The organism is Streptomyces sp. NPDC059785, from assembly GCF_042732375.1.
Lineage (GTDB): Bacteria > Actinomycetota > Actinomycetes > Streptomycetales > Streptomycetaceae > Streptomyces.
This window is the reverse complement of sequence record NZ_JBHWHV010000091.1, coordinates 1-16816: the sequence shown is the minus strand read 5'-3', so window position 1 is coordinate 16816 and position 16816 is coordinate 1. Positions and strand designations below refer to the sequence as shown.

Sequence of the window (16816 nt, the reverse complement as noted above, 5' to 3'; positions counted from 1 at the left end):
ATGACTCGACCGGACGTGGCAGGTGGACGCGCCGGGTCGGCCGACCCGGCGCGTCTCCTCATCGCGGCCGGCCTCAGGCGGCCTTCTTCACGACGATCTTGTTGATGCGCGGACGCAGGCCGGTGGCGTGGTTGCGAGTCATGGCTGACCTCCTTCCCCTGTGGGTGCCGAGCATGAAGTCGGCACTGAACTGCACCTTCATCGAGAGGCATCGGCGTTCGAGCCCGCCGCGCCCCGCAACGAGAAGAAGGCTAGCCAGTTCATGACTGCCAGTCAATATTGTTAGTCATGAAGATTATGACTGCTTGACTCCACTCGTTTTCGGAGTCACATTTGACTTCAACCAGAGCGACACACGAGACGGAGAAAGCACTTGCCCGCCGACATCCTTTCCTACTTCCGGAACAAGGCCGGCCGCTACGACGAGGTGGACCAACAGGTCTACTGGCGGCTCTCCGACGAGCTTCTGTGGAAGACGCTGACCACCACCTGCCTGGACAAGCTGCGGCCGGACTTCACGTTCCTCGACGCCGGCGGCGGCACAGGCCGATGGACCCAGCGCGTACTGGACGCCTATCCCCATGCCCGAGGCGTCCTGGTGGACCTGTCCCCCGACATGCTCGCGGTGGCCGCGGCCAAGCGCACCGGAGACCGCGCCGACCGGATGCTGCTGGTCCAAGGCGACCTCGGCGATCTCCCGCCGGACGTCCGGGAGATGCGCTTCGACGTCGTGTGGAACTTCCACAACGTCATCGGCTTCGTGCCCGAGCCAGGTGCAGTCCTGCGCTCCCTGACCGGCCTGCTCTCCGAGCAGGGCACCCTGATCACCCTGGCTCCGAACCGCTACCACGCCGTCTACTTCAACCTCTCGACCGGCCGCCTGGACGACGCGCGGCAGGCCGCCACCACCGGAACAGCCACCTTCACCGACGACATGCCGCCGCTGCGGCTGTTCGGCCCGGACGAGTTGGTCGACCTCTACGCCGCGGCCGGCTGCCGGGCGGAGCTGATCACAGGGTTCCCCAGTGCGGTCTATCCCTCCGCGCAGGAGACACAACTGGCGGGATCGAGCCCCGGCGTCGTCCAACTCCTGGGCGACCCCGCGGTCTTCGCCGATGTCCTCGCCATCGAAGAACTGCTCCTGACGCAACCGGACCTCGCGGCCCGCGGCAACAACATCTACGTCGCCGGCCGCCGGGAGCCCGCATGAGCGCCCCCGCACCGCTGCACATCTGCAACGTCGAGGTGGCCCTGTGGCGTGGCGAGCACTGGCTGCTGATCCGCCGAGGCAGCGGCGAACGCCATGCGGCCGACCAGTTGGCACTGGTCGGCGGAAAGGTGGAACACGACGACGCGGCCGGCTCCGTTCTGGAAGACGCCCTGCGGCGCGAGATCGCCGAAGAGACCGGCCTCAAGGCGGAGTGCGACTTCACCTACGTGGCCAGCACCCGCTTCACGCTCGAGGACGGCACCAGCGTGGTCGACGTCGTCTTCTGCGCTCCGTGCCCCGAGGGCCGCCCCGCCGTCCAGGATTCCGCGGAGGTCGCGGCGATCACCTGGCTGACGGCCGGGCAGGTCGCGCTCTCCGACGCCCCCTCGTGGACCAAGGAGTACGTGGCCCGGGCCGAAACCGTGCGACGGAGTCACCCGACGGTCGTCCCGACGACAAAGACGGGGGATGCCGGCCATGCCCGTGCGTGAGAAACCTCTGTTCAGGGACCTGCTGAATCTCGACGACCGCGTACTCGGCCTGGTGGCCGAGCGCTACGCGCTCCCCGAGGCCGACTGCTTCCTGCCCGTCCTCCTCGACGGCGACCGCTGCTCCCTGCTGGAAGTACGCTCGGACACGAGCAAGAAGGCCATGGTGGAGGCCGCAGGAGAGCGCTACTTCCTCAAGCAGATCCCCTGGTACTGCGACAGCCCGGAACAGATCGCGGTGTCCACCCGCATCCAGGAAGGACTGCGCCGGGCCGGAGTGCCGGTGGCGCGCCTGCGGCCCACCCGGGACAACCGCCTGTGGACTTCCTTCGGCGGAGAGAGTTTCGTCCTCTTCGACTGTGTGGAGGGACTTCGCTACCGCAAAACTCCCGGCCAGGACGCCTTCGCCGCCAGGACGCTCGCCCAGTTGCACCGAGCCGCGGTCATGGTCGACGGCGCGCCGGCTGAGGACGTGTTCACCCTCGCCGCCGATCACATCGGACTGCTGCGCTCCGTGGTCCCCGCCGCTGCGGGGGCGGCGTCGGTCCTGGAGGAACTGCTCGCCCCGGCCGAGCGGCAAGCCCGGTCCGCCGGCTTCGACGCCCTGCCGGTGACCGCGGTGCACGGAGACTTCAACCCCTGGAACCTGCTGTTCACCGAGGACCAACAGGTCGCCGCGGTCGTCGACTTCGACAACTGCGACGTCGCGTCCCGGCTGCATGACGTCGCCGAGGCACTGCTGACGTTCTGCGTCGTGCGGTACGCCGACGACACCACCAACTTCGCCTTCGACCAGGCCCGTACGGTCGATCGGTCCGCCGTCGACGCCTTCCTCACGCACTACGAGGAGGTCTGGCCGCTGACTCCGACCGAACGTGCGTGCCTGCCGCCGGCCCTCGGAGCCGTCTGGATCGAACTGACCTGTCTCGGGCTCCTGCGCGGCGACTTCACCCTCGACTGCCTCGACCGCCACGTGGACATCTTCCGTCAGCTGACCCGCGGACCACGGACCGGGGAGGAACGATGAACCGCTTACTGCCCGGCGTGCGCATCCTCATGGTGTGCGGCGGGAAAGGCGGCGTCGGCAAGTCGACAGTGGCCGCCCACATCGCGATGTCCCTGGCAGCCGCCGGTGTCCGCACCGGTTTGCTGGACGCCGACTTCCAGGGCCCCAGCCTGCCCGTCCTGTTCGGAACCCGCGAACGCCCTCTCGTACGCAATGGCCGCATCAGTCCCGTCGTGCGAGCAGGGGTTCGGCTGATGTCCACGGGGCTGCTGGCCGACGCGTCCCGCGCCCTCGCCTGGAAGGGCCCGCTGCTGCGCGGCGCACTTCGCCAGCTGGCGCGCGACGTGGACTGGGGGGATGTGTCCACACTGGTCATCGACACCCCGCCGGGCACCGGGGAGGTCCACATGGCCCTCGCCGACCTGCTGGACATCAGCGCCGCGGTCGTGGTGACCACACCGCAGCGGATGGCGCTGGAGGACACCCGCAGGTGCGTCACCATGCTGGCCCGGCTCGGCATCGACATACCGGCGGTCGTGCAGAACATGGCCCACTACTCCTGCCCCTGCTGCGGCGAACGCACGGAGCTCTTTCCCAACGCCGGCCTGACCGAGGCGCTGCTCGCCGAAACCGGCTACCCGGGTGCCCGGCTGGTCGAGCTGCCGCTGCTGCCCGAGATCGCCTCCGCCGCCGATCGCGGAGTGCCCTCCGCCCTCGGCGGCGCGGACCCGGCCTCCGCCGCGGACAAGGCGTTCGCCTCGTTGGCCGATCTGCTGCGAGGCGACGATCCCGCCCGCCCGATCCTCCCTCCCCTTCAGGAAGGCAGAACCTCATGAGCACCGTAACCGAACCGCTTCCTCGCGCAGGAGGTCCGGGCGCCGCGAGGAACGACTTGGACGCCACGCTACGGAGCCCGTGGTTCCGGCTGATCGCACGGCTCAACGCCGAGCTCGTCCACGCCACCAACGACTTCTACCGTGAGCGGGGCGTCGCCCCCGTCCTGATGCCCATCACCGTCAACTCCGTCTCCAGTCCCATGGGGTTGGGCAGTGACAGCCTGCCGGTGCGGGTCGACCTGTTCGGTCAGCCCACCTATCTGGCCGACTCCATGCAGTTCCAGTTGGAGTTCATGCTGCGGATGGGTCTGTCGGGCGCCTACTACATCATGCCGACATTCCGCGGCGAGGACCCCGACAGCAGCCACCTCAACCAGTTCTTCCACTCCGAGGCCGAGGTGCCGGGCGGACTGGACGACGTCATGCGGTTGGTCGAGGGCTACGTCACCACGCTGTGCGCGCGGCTCGTCGCGTCGCCGATGGCCGAGAAGATCCGTTCGGTGGCCGGCGGCCTCGACCACGTCACCGATCTCGCGGGGCGCGACCGTTTCCCGGAGGTGACCTTCGAAGAGGCGTGCACCCTGGTGGGACCGGACGGCCTGGAGGACCGCGGCGCCGGGGCACCGACCATCACCAGGGCCGGTGAACAACACCTCATCGAGAGGTTCGGTGGTGTGGTGTGGCTGAGTCGGATGCCCCGGCAGACGGTGCCCTTCTACCAGGCCACCGGCGCGGACGGCACGGCTCGCTGCGCGGACCTGCTGCTCGGCCTGGGCGAAGTGGCGGGCTGCGGTGAGCGGCACACCACCCGTGAGGCGACCGAGCAGGCCCTCCACGAGCACGACGTGGATCCGGCGCAGTACGAGTGGTACCTGCGGATGAAGGACCGGGCGCCGCTGCGCACTGCCGGGTTCGGCCTCGGCCTCGAACGCTTCCTGGCCTGGCTGCTGCGCCACCACGACATCCGCGACATGCATCTCATGCCCCGCCTCAAAGGTGAGCCCACATGGATGTGACATCACGCCCGCTCCCCCGCGGCGCCCTGCCGCACGAGCCGGAGATCCGGCTCGTGCCACCGCTGCGCCGCGGCGACCAGGTCGCCTTCCTCTCGCTGTCCGGCCCACTGGCGGCGCACTGCCCGCGCCGGCTGCGCCGCGCGGCCGACGACCTGACGCGACGGGGCCTGCGGGTGCGGATCGATCCGACCACCCAGCTGGCCACCGGTCGTACGGCCGGACCCGCCGACGTGCGCGCGGCGGCCTTCACCGCCGCGGTGCTGGATCCGGACGTACGCGCGGTGATCTCCGCGGTGGGAGGCGAGGGCGCCCGCGACATACTGCCGTACCTGGACGCCTCGGTTCTGGCCGCGTCGCCGACCGCGGTGGTGGGCTACAGCGACACCACATCGCTGCTGCTCTGGCTCTACCACGGCCCGGGCTGGACGACCTACTACGGCCCCGCGGCCCTTCCTCAGTTCGGGGAGTACGGGGGCGGTGCGGAGTTCACCTGGCACGGCCTGTGGGACCGGCTGTCCGGCGCGGACCCGGCGGGCGGCGTCCTCCCCTCGCACGACGACGTCGTGGTCGAGACGCTGCTCTGGGACGCGCAGGACGACCGGCCTCGGACGGTGAGCGGCAGTGCCGCCCGCGTGGTGTGGCGTCCCGGGCACGTCACCGGCCCGTTGGTGGCCGCGAACATCACCGTCCTCGCCGACGACCTACGGGCCGGGCTGCACACAGGTGTCCGGTGGGACGGACACGTGGTCTGTCTGGAGGAGTCCGACACCGTCTCCGCCGAAGAACTGGGCCAGTCGGTCACCGTCCTTGCCGACAGTGGTCTGCTCGACGGCGCGGCCGCGCTCGTCGTGGGCCGCTTCGCCCAGGACCACCGCCGCACCTGGGAGCCCGGACTGAGCCGGCGGCTTCTGCGGCCACTGGTGCGGCGCTGCTCTGGCCCCGTGATCGCCGACTGCGAGTTCGGCCACACGGATCCGGTGCTGACACTGCCGATCGGCGGCCTCATGACGGTGGACGCGCCCGTGCCCGGACGCGGGCGCCCGCGGCTCCTCCTGGCGCCGACCGCCGCCCGCCGGGCTGCCGCGGTGAGGGCTCCGCTCGCCACCCGTGCCGGAACTTCCTCCCAGGAGGAACGTTGACGACCTGGCCGGCCGGTATGGCCGACTGGATCGAGGAGCGGCTGGGACCCGGCAGTTCCGGCGGAGCCGTTCTGCTGTCCGTCTCCAACAGCCGCGTGTGGCGGATCGAGGATGCCACCGGGCGTTCCTTCATCGCGAAGCACCTGCTCGACCCCTCCAGCATGCCCGTCACCGAACGTACCGTCGGCCGGCTCCTGCGGGAGCGTGGCAGCCGTCGCGCTCGGCCGGTGCTGGACGTGCGGCGCAATACCGACGGCACACACTACGTTCTCGCGGAGTACGCCGAGGGCTCCCCGCTCGCCGACGTGCTCGGTACAGAGCGGACCGTCGCGCCCTGGACGGAGCAGCTCTGCGAGTTGCTCCGGGACGTCGGTGCCATCGAGGTGTCCGGTTTCGGCAAGCTCTCCGGCGCTCTGTGTGCCCCATGGCGGACGTGGTCGTCCTTCCTCCTGGACTACTCCGAGGAACAGCGGCTCAAGGCCCCTGTCCTGGCTTCGGCACACCACTACGCCCTGGACACCTTGCTGGCCGAAGCCGCGCCACTGCTGGATGCCGCCGCGCCGCGGCCCCGGCTGGTGGCCGCGGACATCAACAGCCGCAATTTCGTCGTCGGCCCGGACGGGCTGGTGAACGTGAACCTGCCCGTCCTGTGGGGCGGTGATCCCACCGCCGCCTACGGGCAAGCACTCATTCACTGGGCGGACACGGACGGTGAAGAGGTGCTGTTCCACCGCAGCGGCGCCCCTCGCTGGCTGCTCCACCTCTACGCGGCGTTCCACGCCTACGTGATCCTCGCGTACGCCGAACGCTTCACCCCCGGACCACTGGATTCGGTCACCCCTTGGGGCCGCACCACTCCCTTGGTCGAACTGCTGGACCGGCATCTGGCCGCGGTGCGGCTTCCCTCCTCGAAGGAGAAAGGCGTCTGCTCATGACTATCGCCTCCGCAGCCCTGCGCACCTACACCGTCACCTCCGCAGGGGGTCGCCAGGTGGAGGTGACGTGCGACGAGGGCACGGCCACCGCACTCGTAGCCCTGCTGGAACCATTCGGGACGATGCAGCCGGCGGACGACCGGGGCACCCCCCGGCCGCGCCCGCGGGTACTCGACCTGAGCACTCCTCCGGCGGGCGCGGACTGGCAACGCGTCGCCTACGGATCTCGCTACGAGCCCGATCGGGTGCTGTGGGTTCAGCCCGCCGAGCGGACCGTCGCGCTCTGCGGCGGCCCGTCGGAGTGGCGCACGCAGCAGTTGCTGCGGTGCGTCCGCAATCTGCTGCGCTGGGAGCACTTCGCCGACGGCGAGCTGTTCCTGCACGGCGGGATGGTGGACATCGACGGTCGCGGGATCGCGTTCGTCGGCCGCAAGCGGTCGGGGAAGACGTCGAGCATCATCAGCGCGTTGCTCCACGGCGGGGCCGACTTCGTGTCCAACGACGACCTGGTGGTCACCGGCAGTGGCGGACGGGGCGAGTTGCGTGGGCTGGGATTCCCCCGGAGCATCAACGTCCGGACCGACTCCCTCCTCGCGCTGGCCGCCGAGCGTCCGGAACTGTACGGGCTGCTGAAAGAGGCCGGCCATCCGGCCAACGCGTTCCCAGGCACGCACCACACGACGGAACCTCAGATCTCCTACGGGTCCGGCATGACGGCTCCGTCCCGAACCTGGGTCCGCTGCCGCGAACTGGCCGACGCGACCGGCCGGCGCCTGGTCGCGTCCGGGCGCTTGCACGCGGTGGTGTTCCCCGCGTTCCTCGACACCGCCGCACGGCCGGACGTACGGCGGCTGTCCCACGAGGAGGCCGGCCGTCTGCTGGCCGAGAACACCGAGGAGGCGGCACTGAAGTACGACCCGTTCCTCGCCCCCTGGTACCCCGCCACCCAGGCCCACCGTCGGGCGGTCATCACGAAGGAGCTGCTACGGTCCGTCCCTTGCTACCGGCTCACTCAGCACATGCGGCATCTGCCCGCCGCCACTTCTGCACTCGTCGCCGCCGTTCTCGACTGAGACGTGGGACGAGCCTGGCCCGGCTCGGGTGCGTCGCGGACGGTCAGCGGCTCCGGCAGGTGCGGGCGCGAGGTGTGTGTCGGCCGCAAGGACGGCGCCGATCGCGGTCAGGGGCGCTTCGACGGGCGACTCAGAGCGGCCGTCATACCGCTGTGATGTCCCATCAGACGCATGCTCTGCCGGTAGGCCCACACGGCACGTTCGCCCTCTCCGCTCTGTTCCATGATCTCTGCCAGTTCCGACCAGGCGAACGCCGCCTGGCGTCCGGCCTCGGACGCCTCCAGCAGGAGTGCACCTCGTTCGCACTCGGCCTGGGCTCCTTCGCGATCCCCCTGCTTGAGGAGGGCGGCCCCCAGTACCAGGTGCGCGCGAGCACTTTCCAGACGGTGTTCGGGGCCCAGAGCCGCCAGCGCCCGCTGGGCGTGATGTATGGCGCCGTGGGGGTCGTCGAGCATGACCTCCGCGCGGGCGAGGGCGGTCTCGGCGTAGGCGATGTCGATGCTGCTGCCGAGCGCGGTCAGCACACTCACGCTTTCCTCGAGCAGTGTCTTGGCGGTCTCGGTCGCCTGGGTGTCGGGATCGGATTGGAGCAGGACGTACGCGTAGGCGTTGCGAATACGGGCCAGCGCGCGCTCGTCGTCGCCTTCCGCGTAGATCGCCACCGCCTTGGTGATCAACGACAGCGCCTCGCTCGACCGGCCCTGCCGGTGCAGCACCACACTCGCGTTCCAGTACGCGGCGCCCAGTGCCTTGCGGTCGCTGATCAGCCCGGCTTGGTCGACCGCTCGGGAAGCGAGGTAGCCCGCGCGGTGGAGATCGCCCCGCTCGGTGTAGATGCCGATCAGGGTGGAGAGCAGTTCCACGGAGGCGGTGGTGGGTGGCAGACCGAGGTCCTCGACCTCCGCGATCGTGTTCTCAGCCACCTCGATGGCATGGGTGAGGTCGCCGAGTTCGCGGTAACAGCGGCTCAGCGACATCACCATCGTCAGCCGCTGATCAAGTTCCAGCTCCCATCCCGCGGTCCGGGTCCGCAACTCTTCCAACCGGCCCACCGCTTCTTCGAGTTTGCCCAGATGCTCCAGGCAGCGCGCCGCGCCCAGTGTGGCCGACAGCCACAGGAACCGGTTCTCGTCGGGTGCGAGCCGCGCGTGCAGCCGCTCGAAGTCCTGAAGAGCGGCTGCGGCGTCACCGTTGCGCAGGGCGAGTTCGGCGTACCGGACCTCGACCTCGATGGCATCGGCGTCGGGCTCGGCGGCGCTGCCTCGCAGGTACTCGACGGTGGAGCCGAGCCGCTCGGCAAGCTGGCGGAGCACCTCCTCCGAAGGGACGCGTTTGCCCGCCTCGAGGAGCGAGATGTAGCTGGCCGACAGCTTGGGGTGCGCGAGCGCGTCCTGTGACAGTCCCGCCTCACGGCGGAGACGACGGATACGGGAACCCACTGAATCGGCTGTCGGCATGCGGCCCTCCCTCGAAATACAAGCAGTCTAGGACATGTCACCCCCACCAGGATGCCGCCGGAATGACTAATTCGGTACCTTACAGTCAAGTTCTCATGACTTGGCTGTTGAGAATCGGGCATCAACCACGATGCCACGGTGAAAGCACCCGGATCTGCCACTCGCCCGGTGACTGCCCGTCAAGCGGACTCCGCCACGGACCCCGGCCCGCCCCGTGGGTGCAGCACGAAGGCCCGTGAACGGTTACCGCCTCAGCCGGTTCGGCCTCGGTCTGCGCCAGGTATCAGCAGCACAGAGGGAGGTCCTTGTCGTAGCCGAACCCGTCCGGATCGGCGCTCGCCGACCAGACGGGCTCGCTGCTGCCCGCCGACCATACGGACTCGCTGCTGCCCGCCGGTATCTCCCAGACAGCGGCGAAGCCGAAGACCCCACACATCAGGGAAAGCGCTAAATAGGTCACAATCTTCGACATAGCAGAAACCTCTCTTGAGTCACGATCACGACCGTCACGCTGTGAAGCAGTCGGACCGTAAAACCAATGGTTCACTTATTGTTTGTCTGCGGTGGGACAAGTTGAAAGGCGGCACGCCGGGCCTCGATGACGACCCGGACGGCAGCGGACAATACGCACCGACCCCACCAAGGCGAACACGACGTCGTGACCCCGGACCACAGCTGCACGGGCTTGTTCGAAGGAGTCTCCGGACCGATGGCTACAACCGTTCCTATGACGTCTACGCAACCCGTGCCGGGTCGGCTCGGCTGAATCCGTGCAGACCAAGGCGCGGGGCCGCCGGTGTCGCCGCGGCGATGCTCACGCAACAGGCTGCGGGGCCGGCTCTTGAGCCCTGATCCAGAGCAAGCCGGGCCATAGAGCGGCAAGCACTGATGCGGCGCCCATGAACGCCAACGCGAAGACCGGGCTGTGCAGTTGCGAGAGGATCCCTGCGGCGCCCGTTCCGAAGCCCTGCGAGGTGAGGTTCATGGCAGAGGCTATTCCCATACCTTGGGCCCGCTTGTGCTCAGGCAGCAGTTCCGCCAAGGCGGATACAGAGATCACCACCTGTATACACCAAAGCGCATTACTGAGAGCAACCGAGAACATTGCCAGGTAAATCCCGCCCACCGGCAGTGACACTGCGATCAACGGAATACCGGTGGTGAAGCACACGACAGGCAAGTAAACGGCATGACGTCGCACCGGAACGAATCGGAGAAACGCCCACAATCCAATCACTGCCCCAACGCCGGTGCTGGCCAGGAGGACGCCTACCCAAACCTTCTCGTATCCGAGTGAACTGACGTACGGCGCCGCAACAGCTTCCGGAGCAACGTAGAAGAATCCGAGCAACGTTGTCAGGAAAATAGCGCGCCGGCGCGGCTCTCTCCACAGAACGTTCATGCCGTTGAGGATCGATCCGGACTCGCCCTTGGAGTCGGGAGCGGGCCGTGACTTGACCCCATACAGATAGAGCGTGAACGAGGCGGCGAAAGTGGCGGAATTGAAGGCGAGGCAGACTTGCGGGGTAAGCGCTGCGGAGATCAGTCCACCGCATGCGAAGCCGCCGATCTGGGCAGCCTGAGTGGTGACCTGCCGGATGGACATTCCCACCGGATACTGTTCAGCGGTCAGGATTTCTCGCAGCAGCGCGAGCTGCGCGGCCTTGTAAGGGCCCCCCAGGAAAGACATGCCTGAGACGAGCAGGCACAGGTACGGAAGTGGAACACCTGGAATCGTCATCACTCCGACAACCGCCGCACGGGAGCCGTCCATCAGCATGATGACACCGCGACGAGGGCGCTTGTCCGCTATGTGTGAGAGTGTCAGAGCCCCAACGACGCTGGGTACGTAGGTCAGCGCGTACGTCATCCCGGTCAGGGCCGCCGAGTTCGTGCGGTCGAACACCAAGATGGCCAGTGCGACCCGCGCCAACTGATCCCCGAAGTAGGAAATCAGTTCAGCCAGCCATGTCGCGCGGAACTCCGCCAACGAGAAAAGGGACCGGGAAGCCGCTGTACCGCTTTGGGACATCATGGTCAATCCTCTTCAATCCCGCAGGCTTCCGGGTCATCACACACAGAGGAGCCTCACGTTCACGCCAAAAGGGAAGTCTCGCACGCCAAAAGGAAGGCTCGCAGAAAGGCCCGGCGTGCGCGATGGAGTTCGGGAGCTGCGCACGCCGGGCCGTCACTTTCACCAGTCCGGCATAGACATTTCTAACCTCCCTCTCCATCGCGTTTCGGGAACTGCGCACGCCGGGCCTTCATCTTCACCAGTCCGCCTTGGCCATTTCCAACCCCCCTCTCCATCATGTTCGTCGAAACGTCGACACTCCAGATACGCGTCGATGCACGAACCAGTTCTAGAACTCAGCCGTCGATACACAAACGTGACCTTGCTCCCGGGTGCGCACACTGGGCACGGCCCAGTCATCACGGTGACCACGGCGGCCGGCGTGTCCCCCATCGGCGTGCTCCCCGCCACCCGCAGCCGAGGAAGCGCCCCGGGTGACGACCACGCCCAACTCGTAAACTCGCAACTGTCACGCGCGGTCGGTCCGGGAACCCGGTCCTGTCTGCTACGGATACGGATCTTCCGGGGAAGGGAACAGGTTGGACGAGCAGTTCCGGTTCGCGGTGCTGGGGCCGGTCAGGGCATGGCGGAGTTCCGCCGAGATCGACCTCGGGCCACCGCAGCAGCGTCTGGTACTGGCCGCGCTGCTGCTGGCGGAAGGTTCGCAGGTGGTCTCGAGCGAACTGGTCAAAGCGGTGTGGGGATGTGAAGCGCCGGCATCCGCGTTCGGTGTTCTCCGTACCTATATACACCGGTTAAGGAAAGCACTGGAGCCTGCCGGGGACACGGCGGCCTCGGTGATCCGCTCGACCGCGGACGGCTATCAGCTCCGTATCTCGCCGCAAGAGCTGGATCTGAGTTCCTTCAGGGAGCTGTTGGCCCAGGCGGAACAGGCGCGGTGCGCGGGGGACGACAAGGGTGTGGCGGGGTTCCTGCAAGAAGCGTTGAGTCTATGGCGCGGGACCGCGCTGGCAGGCGTGAGAGGCGACTACGCACAGGCCCAGCGGCAGCGGCTCGAGGCTTTGCGTCTGTCCGCGCAGGCAGATCGCATCGCCGCCGAGCTCAGTCTCGGCGACCACTCGGAAGCGGCCGCGGAGCTGGTCCGGCTGGTCGCCGAACACCCGCTGGACGAACGGTTCCGGGAACTGCTGATGCTCGCCCTCTACCGGTCGGGGCGGCAGGCCGCAGCTCTCGACACGTACCGCGAGGCACGAACCCTGCTGGCGAACGAGCTCGGGGTCGATCCCGGTCCGGCACTGCAGACGATGTACCAGCGCATCCTTCGGGCCGACACCAGACTCACCACCTCCCCGGCCACGACCGCGCCCGCCCAGGTCTCCGTGCCTTCTTCCCGAAACCCCGTATCTGCTGGGGCTTCCCCCGTTCCGGCTCAACTACCGCCCGGCTTACCGGTGTTCGTGGGGCGAGATGCCGAACTGGCCGAGCTGCACGAGTCGACCTCCGGCGGGACGGTGGTGGTCAGTGCCATCTCGGGCACGGCCGGTGTGGGCAAGACCGCTTTCGCCGTGCACTGGGCACGCCAGGTCGCCGACCGGTTCCCCGATGGCCAGCTGTACGTGAATCTGCGCGGATTCGACCCCGCCGGTCCGCCGGTATCGCCGCAACACGCCCTGCGTACCGTGCTGGAGTCGCTGGGTGCCGATGCGCACAGACTGCCGCAGAACATCGACTCACTCGCCGCCCGGTTCCGTACGCTGCTCGCCGGCAAGCGCATGCTGCTGCTCCTGGACAACGCCCGCGACGCCGCTCAAGTACGGCCCCTACTGCCCGGGGCTCCGGGTTGTCTGGCCATTGTCACCAGCCGCAGCCGGCTTCCCGGACTGGTCGCGGTGGACGGCGCCCACCCTGTGGACCTCGATGTGCTGTCCGTGCCGGAAGCCCGTGAACTGCTTGCCCGGCGTCTGACGACTGGCCGGATCGAGGCTGAACCGCAGGCGGTCGAGGAGATCATCTCCCGGTGCGCCCGACTGCCACTGGCCCTGGCCGTCGCCGCCGCCCGCGCCGCCACTCGCCCCGCCCTGTCCCTGGCAGCGATCGCTGCCGAGCTGCGTGAAAGTGCCGACGGTCTGGACGCCTTTCACGACGGCGACACCGCGGCCGACATACGTGCGGTCTTCTCCTGGTCGTACCAGGCGCTCGCCCCCGACGCGGCTCGCCTCTTCCGGTTCCTCGCTCTGCACCCCGGGCCCGACATCACCCTGCCTGCCGCCGCCGGCCTCGTGGCCCTCCCTCTCCCCCGCACCCGCCAACTGCTCACCGAACTCGTCCAGGTCCATCTCCTGGAGGAGCACGTCCCCGGCCGCTACACCTCCCACGACCTCCTGCGCACCTACGCCACCGAACTCACCCACACCCTCGACCCACCCCACGAAGTGCAGGCCGCCCGCCGGCGCATACTCGACCACTACCTCCACAGCGCGCGCGAAGCACTCACTCTGACCGGTGAACGGGCGCTCATCACCATGGCGCCCGCGGCCGAAGGCGTACGCGTTGAGACGTTCGGCGCGGACACCGACAAGGCGGCAGCCTGGTTCACCGCCGAGCAAGCGGTACTGCTCGCAGCTGTCGAACAGGCCGCCGCCCACCACTACGACGGCCACACCTGGCAGCTGGCCTGGGCCATGGCCAACCACCTGCACTGGCGTGGTCTTTGGCAGGAACACGAAGCCGTGCACCATACCGCCATGGTCGCAGCCCGCCGACTGGGCGATCTGACGGCCCAAGCCCATATTCACCATGGCCTCAGCGTCGTCACGGCGGCTCGCGACCGCGGCGACGAGGCACGAGTCCACGCCGAGCGTGCCATCGAACTGTTCACGGAAGTGGACGACATGCGAGCCCGCGCCGAGTGTTACCGCACCCTGTCCCGGGTGGCAGAGCAGCAAGGAGATCCGGAAACCGCGCTCGCCGCGGCACAGCAGTACCTCGCGCTCCATCGAACGTACGCCGACCATGACCGTGACGACACTGACGACACTGACGACAGCCGCGGCCTGAGGGCGACAGCCGTCGCGCTCAACATGGTCGGCTGGTCCCACAGTCAGCTGGGGCAGCACCAGCAGGCCCTCGATCACTGCCGGCAAGCCCTGGCTCTGTGTCAGGAACTCGACTGCAGCACCGGGGCCGCGGAAACCTGGGGCAACATCGGCTATGCCCACCATCACCTTGGTCACTACGAGCAGGCCGTAGAGGCTTATCGCAACGCGGTCGATTTCTCCAGGCGGGGTGACTTCCACTGGATGATCGCTGAGGCCCTCACGCGCCTCGGGGACGCACACCTGAGCTTCGGGCAACCGAATGCCGCCCGCACCGCGTGGGTGGAGGCGCTGGACATCAAGGAACAGCTCGGCGCCGGCGGGGCCGCAGACACCGAGCCGCTCCGCACCAGGCTGTGTCGGCTTGCCGATCCGGGCGACTCCGTCACCCACGTCCCGGCCCCGCGCCCGAACCTCTTGCCCCCGCAGCGGACACGATGACCACCCCGCTCTTCGAGCCAGTTGTCATACCTGCTTCGGCATCAGATGCTCAGGAAACACCGGCCATGAGCGCCTTGGGACCTCGTGTGCTCGGGAAGATCGCAGTCAGAGCGCGACCGCGACATAACGCTTCCCTTGAGAGTTCTCCACCACAACGGAGTCGACCTGATTCGGCGCCACCGCTGCGGATCCGGAGAGCTCCTGACCGTCGCTCTTTCCTTCGCCGCCCTTGTCCGGTCCCACGACCCAAGTGCCGGCGATCTCTCGCTCGCCCGACTTGGAGATCACCACCAACCGACACGTCTCACCGGGGCGCAATCCTTTGACGGCCGCGTTCAGGCGTACCCAGCCGGCAGCCGGTGTGAGGCTGACGGTCATGTTCGCCTTCGTCTCGCCATCTGTCGCGGAGAAGCTCTCGCTCTCTCCTGAAGCAGGGGGAATCGCCTGAGAGTTACTCGCTTCCGGAACCTTCTGCTGGTTCCCGTTCCCCGCCAGGTAGCCGCCGGCGAACAGCACGCCGGCCAGCGCGGCCGCTGCGATGCTCACCGCAACCACCTTGCGTCGCCACGCCGTGGCCTGTTCTTCTCGGACCTGCCGCAGCGTACGTTGCAGCAGCAGATCGGCGTCTTCCGGTGGGCCCTCGAGGAGGGCTTCAGGTGGCACCTCGCCGAGTTCCCTTTCCAGCAATTTCAGATCAGCCAATTCCACTTGGCATACCTCACATGCGGAAATCTCTTCCTCGAGTCTCGACTGCTCTTCCGGGTCCAGAAGGCCCAGGGCGTGAGCGCCGAGCAGTTCGTCATGTGAATGCGCGTGGGGAGTCACACTGTCACCTTCCGACGCTGGACGGGACCGCCAGGCTTACCCGCGTACACCTTACGCAAGGCCTTCAGACCATGGTGGGCACGTGACTTGACCGTACCCTCCGGTATGCCGAGCCGCACGGCCGCTTCGGCGGCAGTTCGCCCGTGATAGTAGACTTCCATCAGGACATCTCTGTGGTCGGCCTTGAGCCTGGCAAGCGCGTCCATGAGCACTATCGAGTCCACGACGTTGTCCGCGTGGTCGTCCTCCACCGCGACGACCGTCTCGCTCTCACCGACCTCCAGCGGCCGAGCAGCCTTCGCGCGATAGTGATCAGACACGATGTTACGCGTGATCGTGATGAGCCAACCTCTCAGCGAACCACGTGGGTTGGACACGATCTCAGGGTGCCGCCAAGCGCGGATCAACGTCTCCTGGACCACATCCTCCGCAACCAGGCGATCACCGGTCAGCCGCGTCGCATAGGCGAGCAGAGCCTTGCCGTGCTCGATATAGATGGCACGTATGAGCGCCTCATCACTCGTGGCTTTCGGGGCGCGTACCCGCAGAATCGCCATTTTTCTTACTCCATCCCCGCTAAATATCCCCGCTACTTGGCAGAAATGCGGATTACCATGGGTCTCATTCGCATGCGTTTGGCCACCGAACGCCGATTCCCCCGATCGGCGGATCGAAAGCGCTCGCCAAATGCGCCCTACCGGATGTCGCCAAAGATCACCCGAGGGCGAGTGGCATGGTGGCCGCTAGAGGCGCGATGACGCACTTCGGTGCATTGCCATAGGCGCATGAGTTGCCATAGGAACAAGAGGTGGTTGTCGCCAAGGCCCCTTTCGCCGCAGGCGAAGCAGGGGCTTCCGAACGATTCGCACACCAATGTGGTGACGGTCTCCGTCACACAGGCGCGCGTCGTTGTCCGGGGAAGTGCCGCCGCGTTCGCTGCGGAGTGCCCAGTTTTTTCTGGGCTCAACCGTGCCCGCGGATTTCCCGACGTCCCGAACCACTGTTCTTGTTGCCTTTCTGCCCGTCCTCGGGGCTGGACACAAGGCCGACCATCCCCACGACGAGGACGGCCCCTCGTCACAGCGAGTGTCACCGACGTCCGTTCACGTCCCGTTGACGGCTGATATACGTCCTGCCCGGGACCTGACCCGGACGAGGCCGGCAGACCTGGGCGGCCGTGCCCGGCGCGGGCCCGAACACGGCGTTGCGCCGCACATGACGCAGGCAGTGGCTGGACAAGTGATCCGTCCAGCCACTGCC

Annotated in this window: 15 protein-coding genes; 9 read left to right on the top strand and 6 right to left on the bottom strand. The window is 67.7% G+C overall.

Annotation, left to right across the window (positions count from 1 at the left end; all coding sequences use genetic code 11):
* Window positions 1–73 precede the first annotated feature (73 nt).
* Window positions 74–202, bottom strand: a complete 129-nt coding sequence (locus ACFV6E_RS40050; RefSeq protein ID WP_385174301.1) for a hypothetical protein — start codon at window positions 200–202, stop codon at window positions 74–76.
* A gap of 171 nt (window positions 203–373) precedes the next feature.
* Here ACFV6E_RS40050 and ACFV6E_RS40045 point away from each other — a divergent pair, with 171 nt between their 5' ends.
* From ACFV6E_RS40045 to ACFV6E_RS40010, 8 genes are read left to right on the top strand one after another with little or no spacing between them, the layout of a single operon-like run.
* A complete protein-coding gene (locus ACFV6E_RS40045) occupies window positions 374–1210 on the top strand; it encodes a class I SAM-dependent methyltransferase (RefSeq protein WP_385174303.1) in 837 nt (278 codons plus the stop codon).
* On the top strand, window positions 1207–1701 hold the full coding sequence (locus ACFV6E_RS40040; protein WP_385468514.1) for an NUDIX hydrolase: 495 nt from the start codon (window positions 1207–1209) through the stop codon (window positions 1699–1701). Before ACFV6E_RS40045 ends, ACFV6E_RS40040 begins: the two co-directional genes overlap by 4 nt.
* On the top strand, window positions 1688–2725 hold the full coding sequence (locus ACFV6E_RS40035) for a phosphotransferase enzyme family protein (protein ID WP_385468511.1): 1038 nt from the start codon (window positions 1688–1690) through the stop codon (window positions 2723–2725). The genes ACFV6E_RS40040 and ACFV6E_RS40035 overlap by 14 nt, the downstream gene beginning before the upstream one ends.
* Window positions 2722–3540: a P-loop NTPase gene (locus ACFV6E_RS40030; protein WP_385468508.1), complete on the top strand. Its 819-nt coding sequence runs from the start codon at window positions 2722–2724 to the stop codon at window positions 3538–3540. The genes ACFV6E_RS40035 and ACFV6E_RS40030 overlap by 4 nt, the downstream gene beginning before the upstream one ends.
* 56 nt (window positions 3541–3596) lie before the next feature.
* On the top strand, window positions 3597–4556 hold the full coding sequence (locus ACFV6E_RS40025) for an asparagine synthetase A (RefSeq protein WP_385468506.1): 960 nt from the start codon (window positions 3597–3599) through the stop codon (window positions 4554–4556).
* Window positions 4547–5695 (top strand): LD-carboxypeptidase, encoded by a 1149-nt coding sequence (locus tag ACFV6E_RS40020; protein WP_385468503.1) that lies wholly within the window; start codon window positions 4547–4549, stop codon window positions 5693–5695. Before ACFV6E_RS40025 ends, ACFV6E_RS40020 begins: the two co-directional genes overlap by 10 nt.
* On the top strand, window positions 5692–6630 hold the full coding sequence (locus tag ACFV6E_RS40015; RefSeq protein WP_385177658.1) for a hypothetical protein: 939 nt from the start codon (window positions 5692–5694) through the stop codon (window positions 6628–6630). The genes ACFV6E_RS40020 and ACFV6E_RS40015 overlap by 4 nt, the downstream gene beginning before the upstream one ends.
* The gene (locus ACFV6E_RS40010; RefSeq protein WP_385468501.1) at window positions 6627–7703 is read left to right on the top strand and encodes a hypothetical protein; all 1077 of its coding nucleotides are present in this window, start codon (window positions 6627–6629) and stop codon (window positions 7701–7703) included. The genes ACFV6E_RS40015 and ACFV6E_RS40010 overlap by 4 nt, the downstream gene beginning before the upstream one ends.
* Before the next feature lie 107 nt (window positions 7704–7810).
* On the opposite strand, the gene ACFV6E_RS40005 is transcribed toward ACFV6E_RS40010, so the two are convergent.
* The 3 genes from ACFV6E_RS40005 to ACFV6E_RS39995 all read right to left on the bottom strand — a co-directional run bounded on the left by ACFV6E_RS40005 (window position 7811) and on the right by ACFV6E_RS39995 (window position 11195).
* Window positions 7811–9160, bottom strand: coding sequence for a helix-turn-helix domain-containing protein (locus ACFV6E_RS40005; protein WP_385177662.1), 1350 nt, complete (start codon window positions 9158–9160; stop codon window positions 7811–7813).
* A 283-nt stretch (window positions 9161–9443) separates the two neighbouring features.
* Window positions 9444–9596: a hypothetical protein gene (locus ACFV6E_RS40000; RefSeq protein WP_385177664.1), complete on the bottom strand. Its 153-nt coding sequence runs from the start codon at window positions 9594–9596 to the stop codon at window positions 9444–9446.
* Between the two features lie 378 nt (window positions 9597–9974).
* Window positions 9975–11195, bottom strand: coding sequence for an MFS transporter (locus ACFV6E_RS39995; RefSeq protein WP_385468498.1), 1221 nt, complete (start codon window positions 11193–11195; stop codon window positions 9975–9977).
* Window positions 11196–11773: 578 nt separating this feature from the next.
* On the opposite strand from ACFV6E_RS39995, the gene ACFV6E_RS39990 reads away from it, so the two are divergent.
* The gene (locus tag ACFV6E_RS39990) at window positions 11774–14731 is read left to right on the top strand and encodes a BTAD domain-containing putative transcriptional regulator (RefSeq protein WP_385468495.1); all 2958 of its coding nucleotides are present in this window, start codon (window positions 11774–11776) and stop codon (window positions 14729–14731) included.
* A gap of 105 nt (window positions 14732–14836) precedes the next feature.
* Here the strand turns inward: ACFV6E_RS39990 and ACFV6E_RS39985 are convergent, their stop codons facing one another.
* Together ACFV6E_RS39985 and ACFV6E_RS39980 are read right to left on the bottom strand one after the other, a co-directional pair.
* A complete protein-coding gene (locus ACFV6E_RS39985; protein ID WP_385468492.1) occupies window positions 14837–15556 on the bottom strand; it encodes an anti-sigma factor in 720 nt (239 codons plus the stop codon).
* Window positions 15553–16113 carry a sigma-70 family RNA polymerase sigma factor gene (locus ACFV6E_RS39980; protein ID WP_385175085.1) on the bottom strand — a complete coding sequence of 187 codons (561 nt, stop codon included), beginning with the start codon at window positions 16111–16113 and terminating at the stop codon, window positions 15553–15555. Before ACFV6E_RS39980 ends, ACFV6E_RS39985 begins: the two co-directional genes overlap by 4 nt.
* Between the last annotated feature and the right edge of the window lie 703 nt (window positions 16114–16816).

Bases quoted from the DNA above. Each gene is read 5' to 3' on its own strand.
- ACFV6E_RS40020 (WP_385468503.1), top strand. From the start codon at position 4,547: ATGGATGTGACATCACGCCCGCTCCCCCGCGGCGCCCTGCCGCACGAG.
- ACFV6E_RS39980 (WP_385175085.1), bottom strand. From the start codon at position 16,113: ATGGCGATTCTGCGGGTACGCGCCCCGAAAGCCACGAGTGATGAGGCG.
- ACFV6E_RS40010 (WP_385468501.1), top strand. From the start codon at position 6,627: ATGACTATCGCCTCCGCAGCCCTGCGCACCTACACCGTCACCTCCGCA.
- ACFV6E_RS39995 (WP_385468498.1), bottom strand. From the start codon at position 11,195: ATGATGTCCCAAAGCGGTACAGCGGCTTCCCGGTCCCTTTTCTCGTTG.
- ACFV6E_RS40005 (WP_385177662.1), bottom strand. From the start codon at position 9,160: ATGCCGACAGCCGATTCAGTGGGTTCCCGTATCCGTCGTCTCCGCCGT.
- ACFV6E_RS40000 (WP_385177664.1), bottom strand. From the start codon at position 9,596: ATGTGTGGGGTCTTCGGCTTCGCCGCTGTCTGGGAGATACCGGCGGGC.
- ACFV6E_RS40035 (WP_385468511.1), top strand. From the start codon at position 1,688: ATGCCCGTGCGTGAGAAACCTCTGTTCAGGGACCTGCTGAATCTCGAC.
- ACFV6E_RS40040 (WP_385468514.1), top strand. From the start codon at position 1,207: ATGAGCGCCCCCGCACCGCTGCACATCTGCAACGTCGAGGTGGCCCTG.
- ACFV6E_RS40030 (WP_385468508.1), top strand. From the start codon at position 2,722: ATGAACCGCTTACTGCCCGGCGTGCGCATCCTCATGGTGTGCGGCGGG.
- ACFV6E_RS40050 (WP_385174301.1), bottom strand. From the start codon at position 202: ATGAAGGTGCAGTTCAGTGCCGACTTCATGCTCGGCACCCACAGGGGA.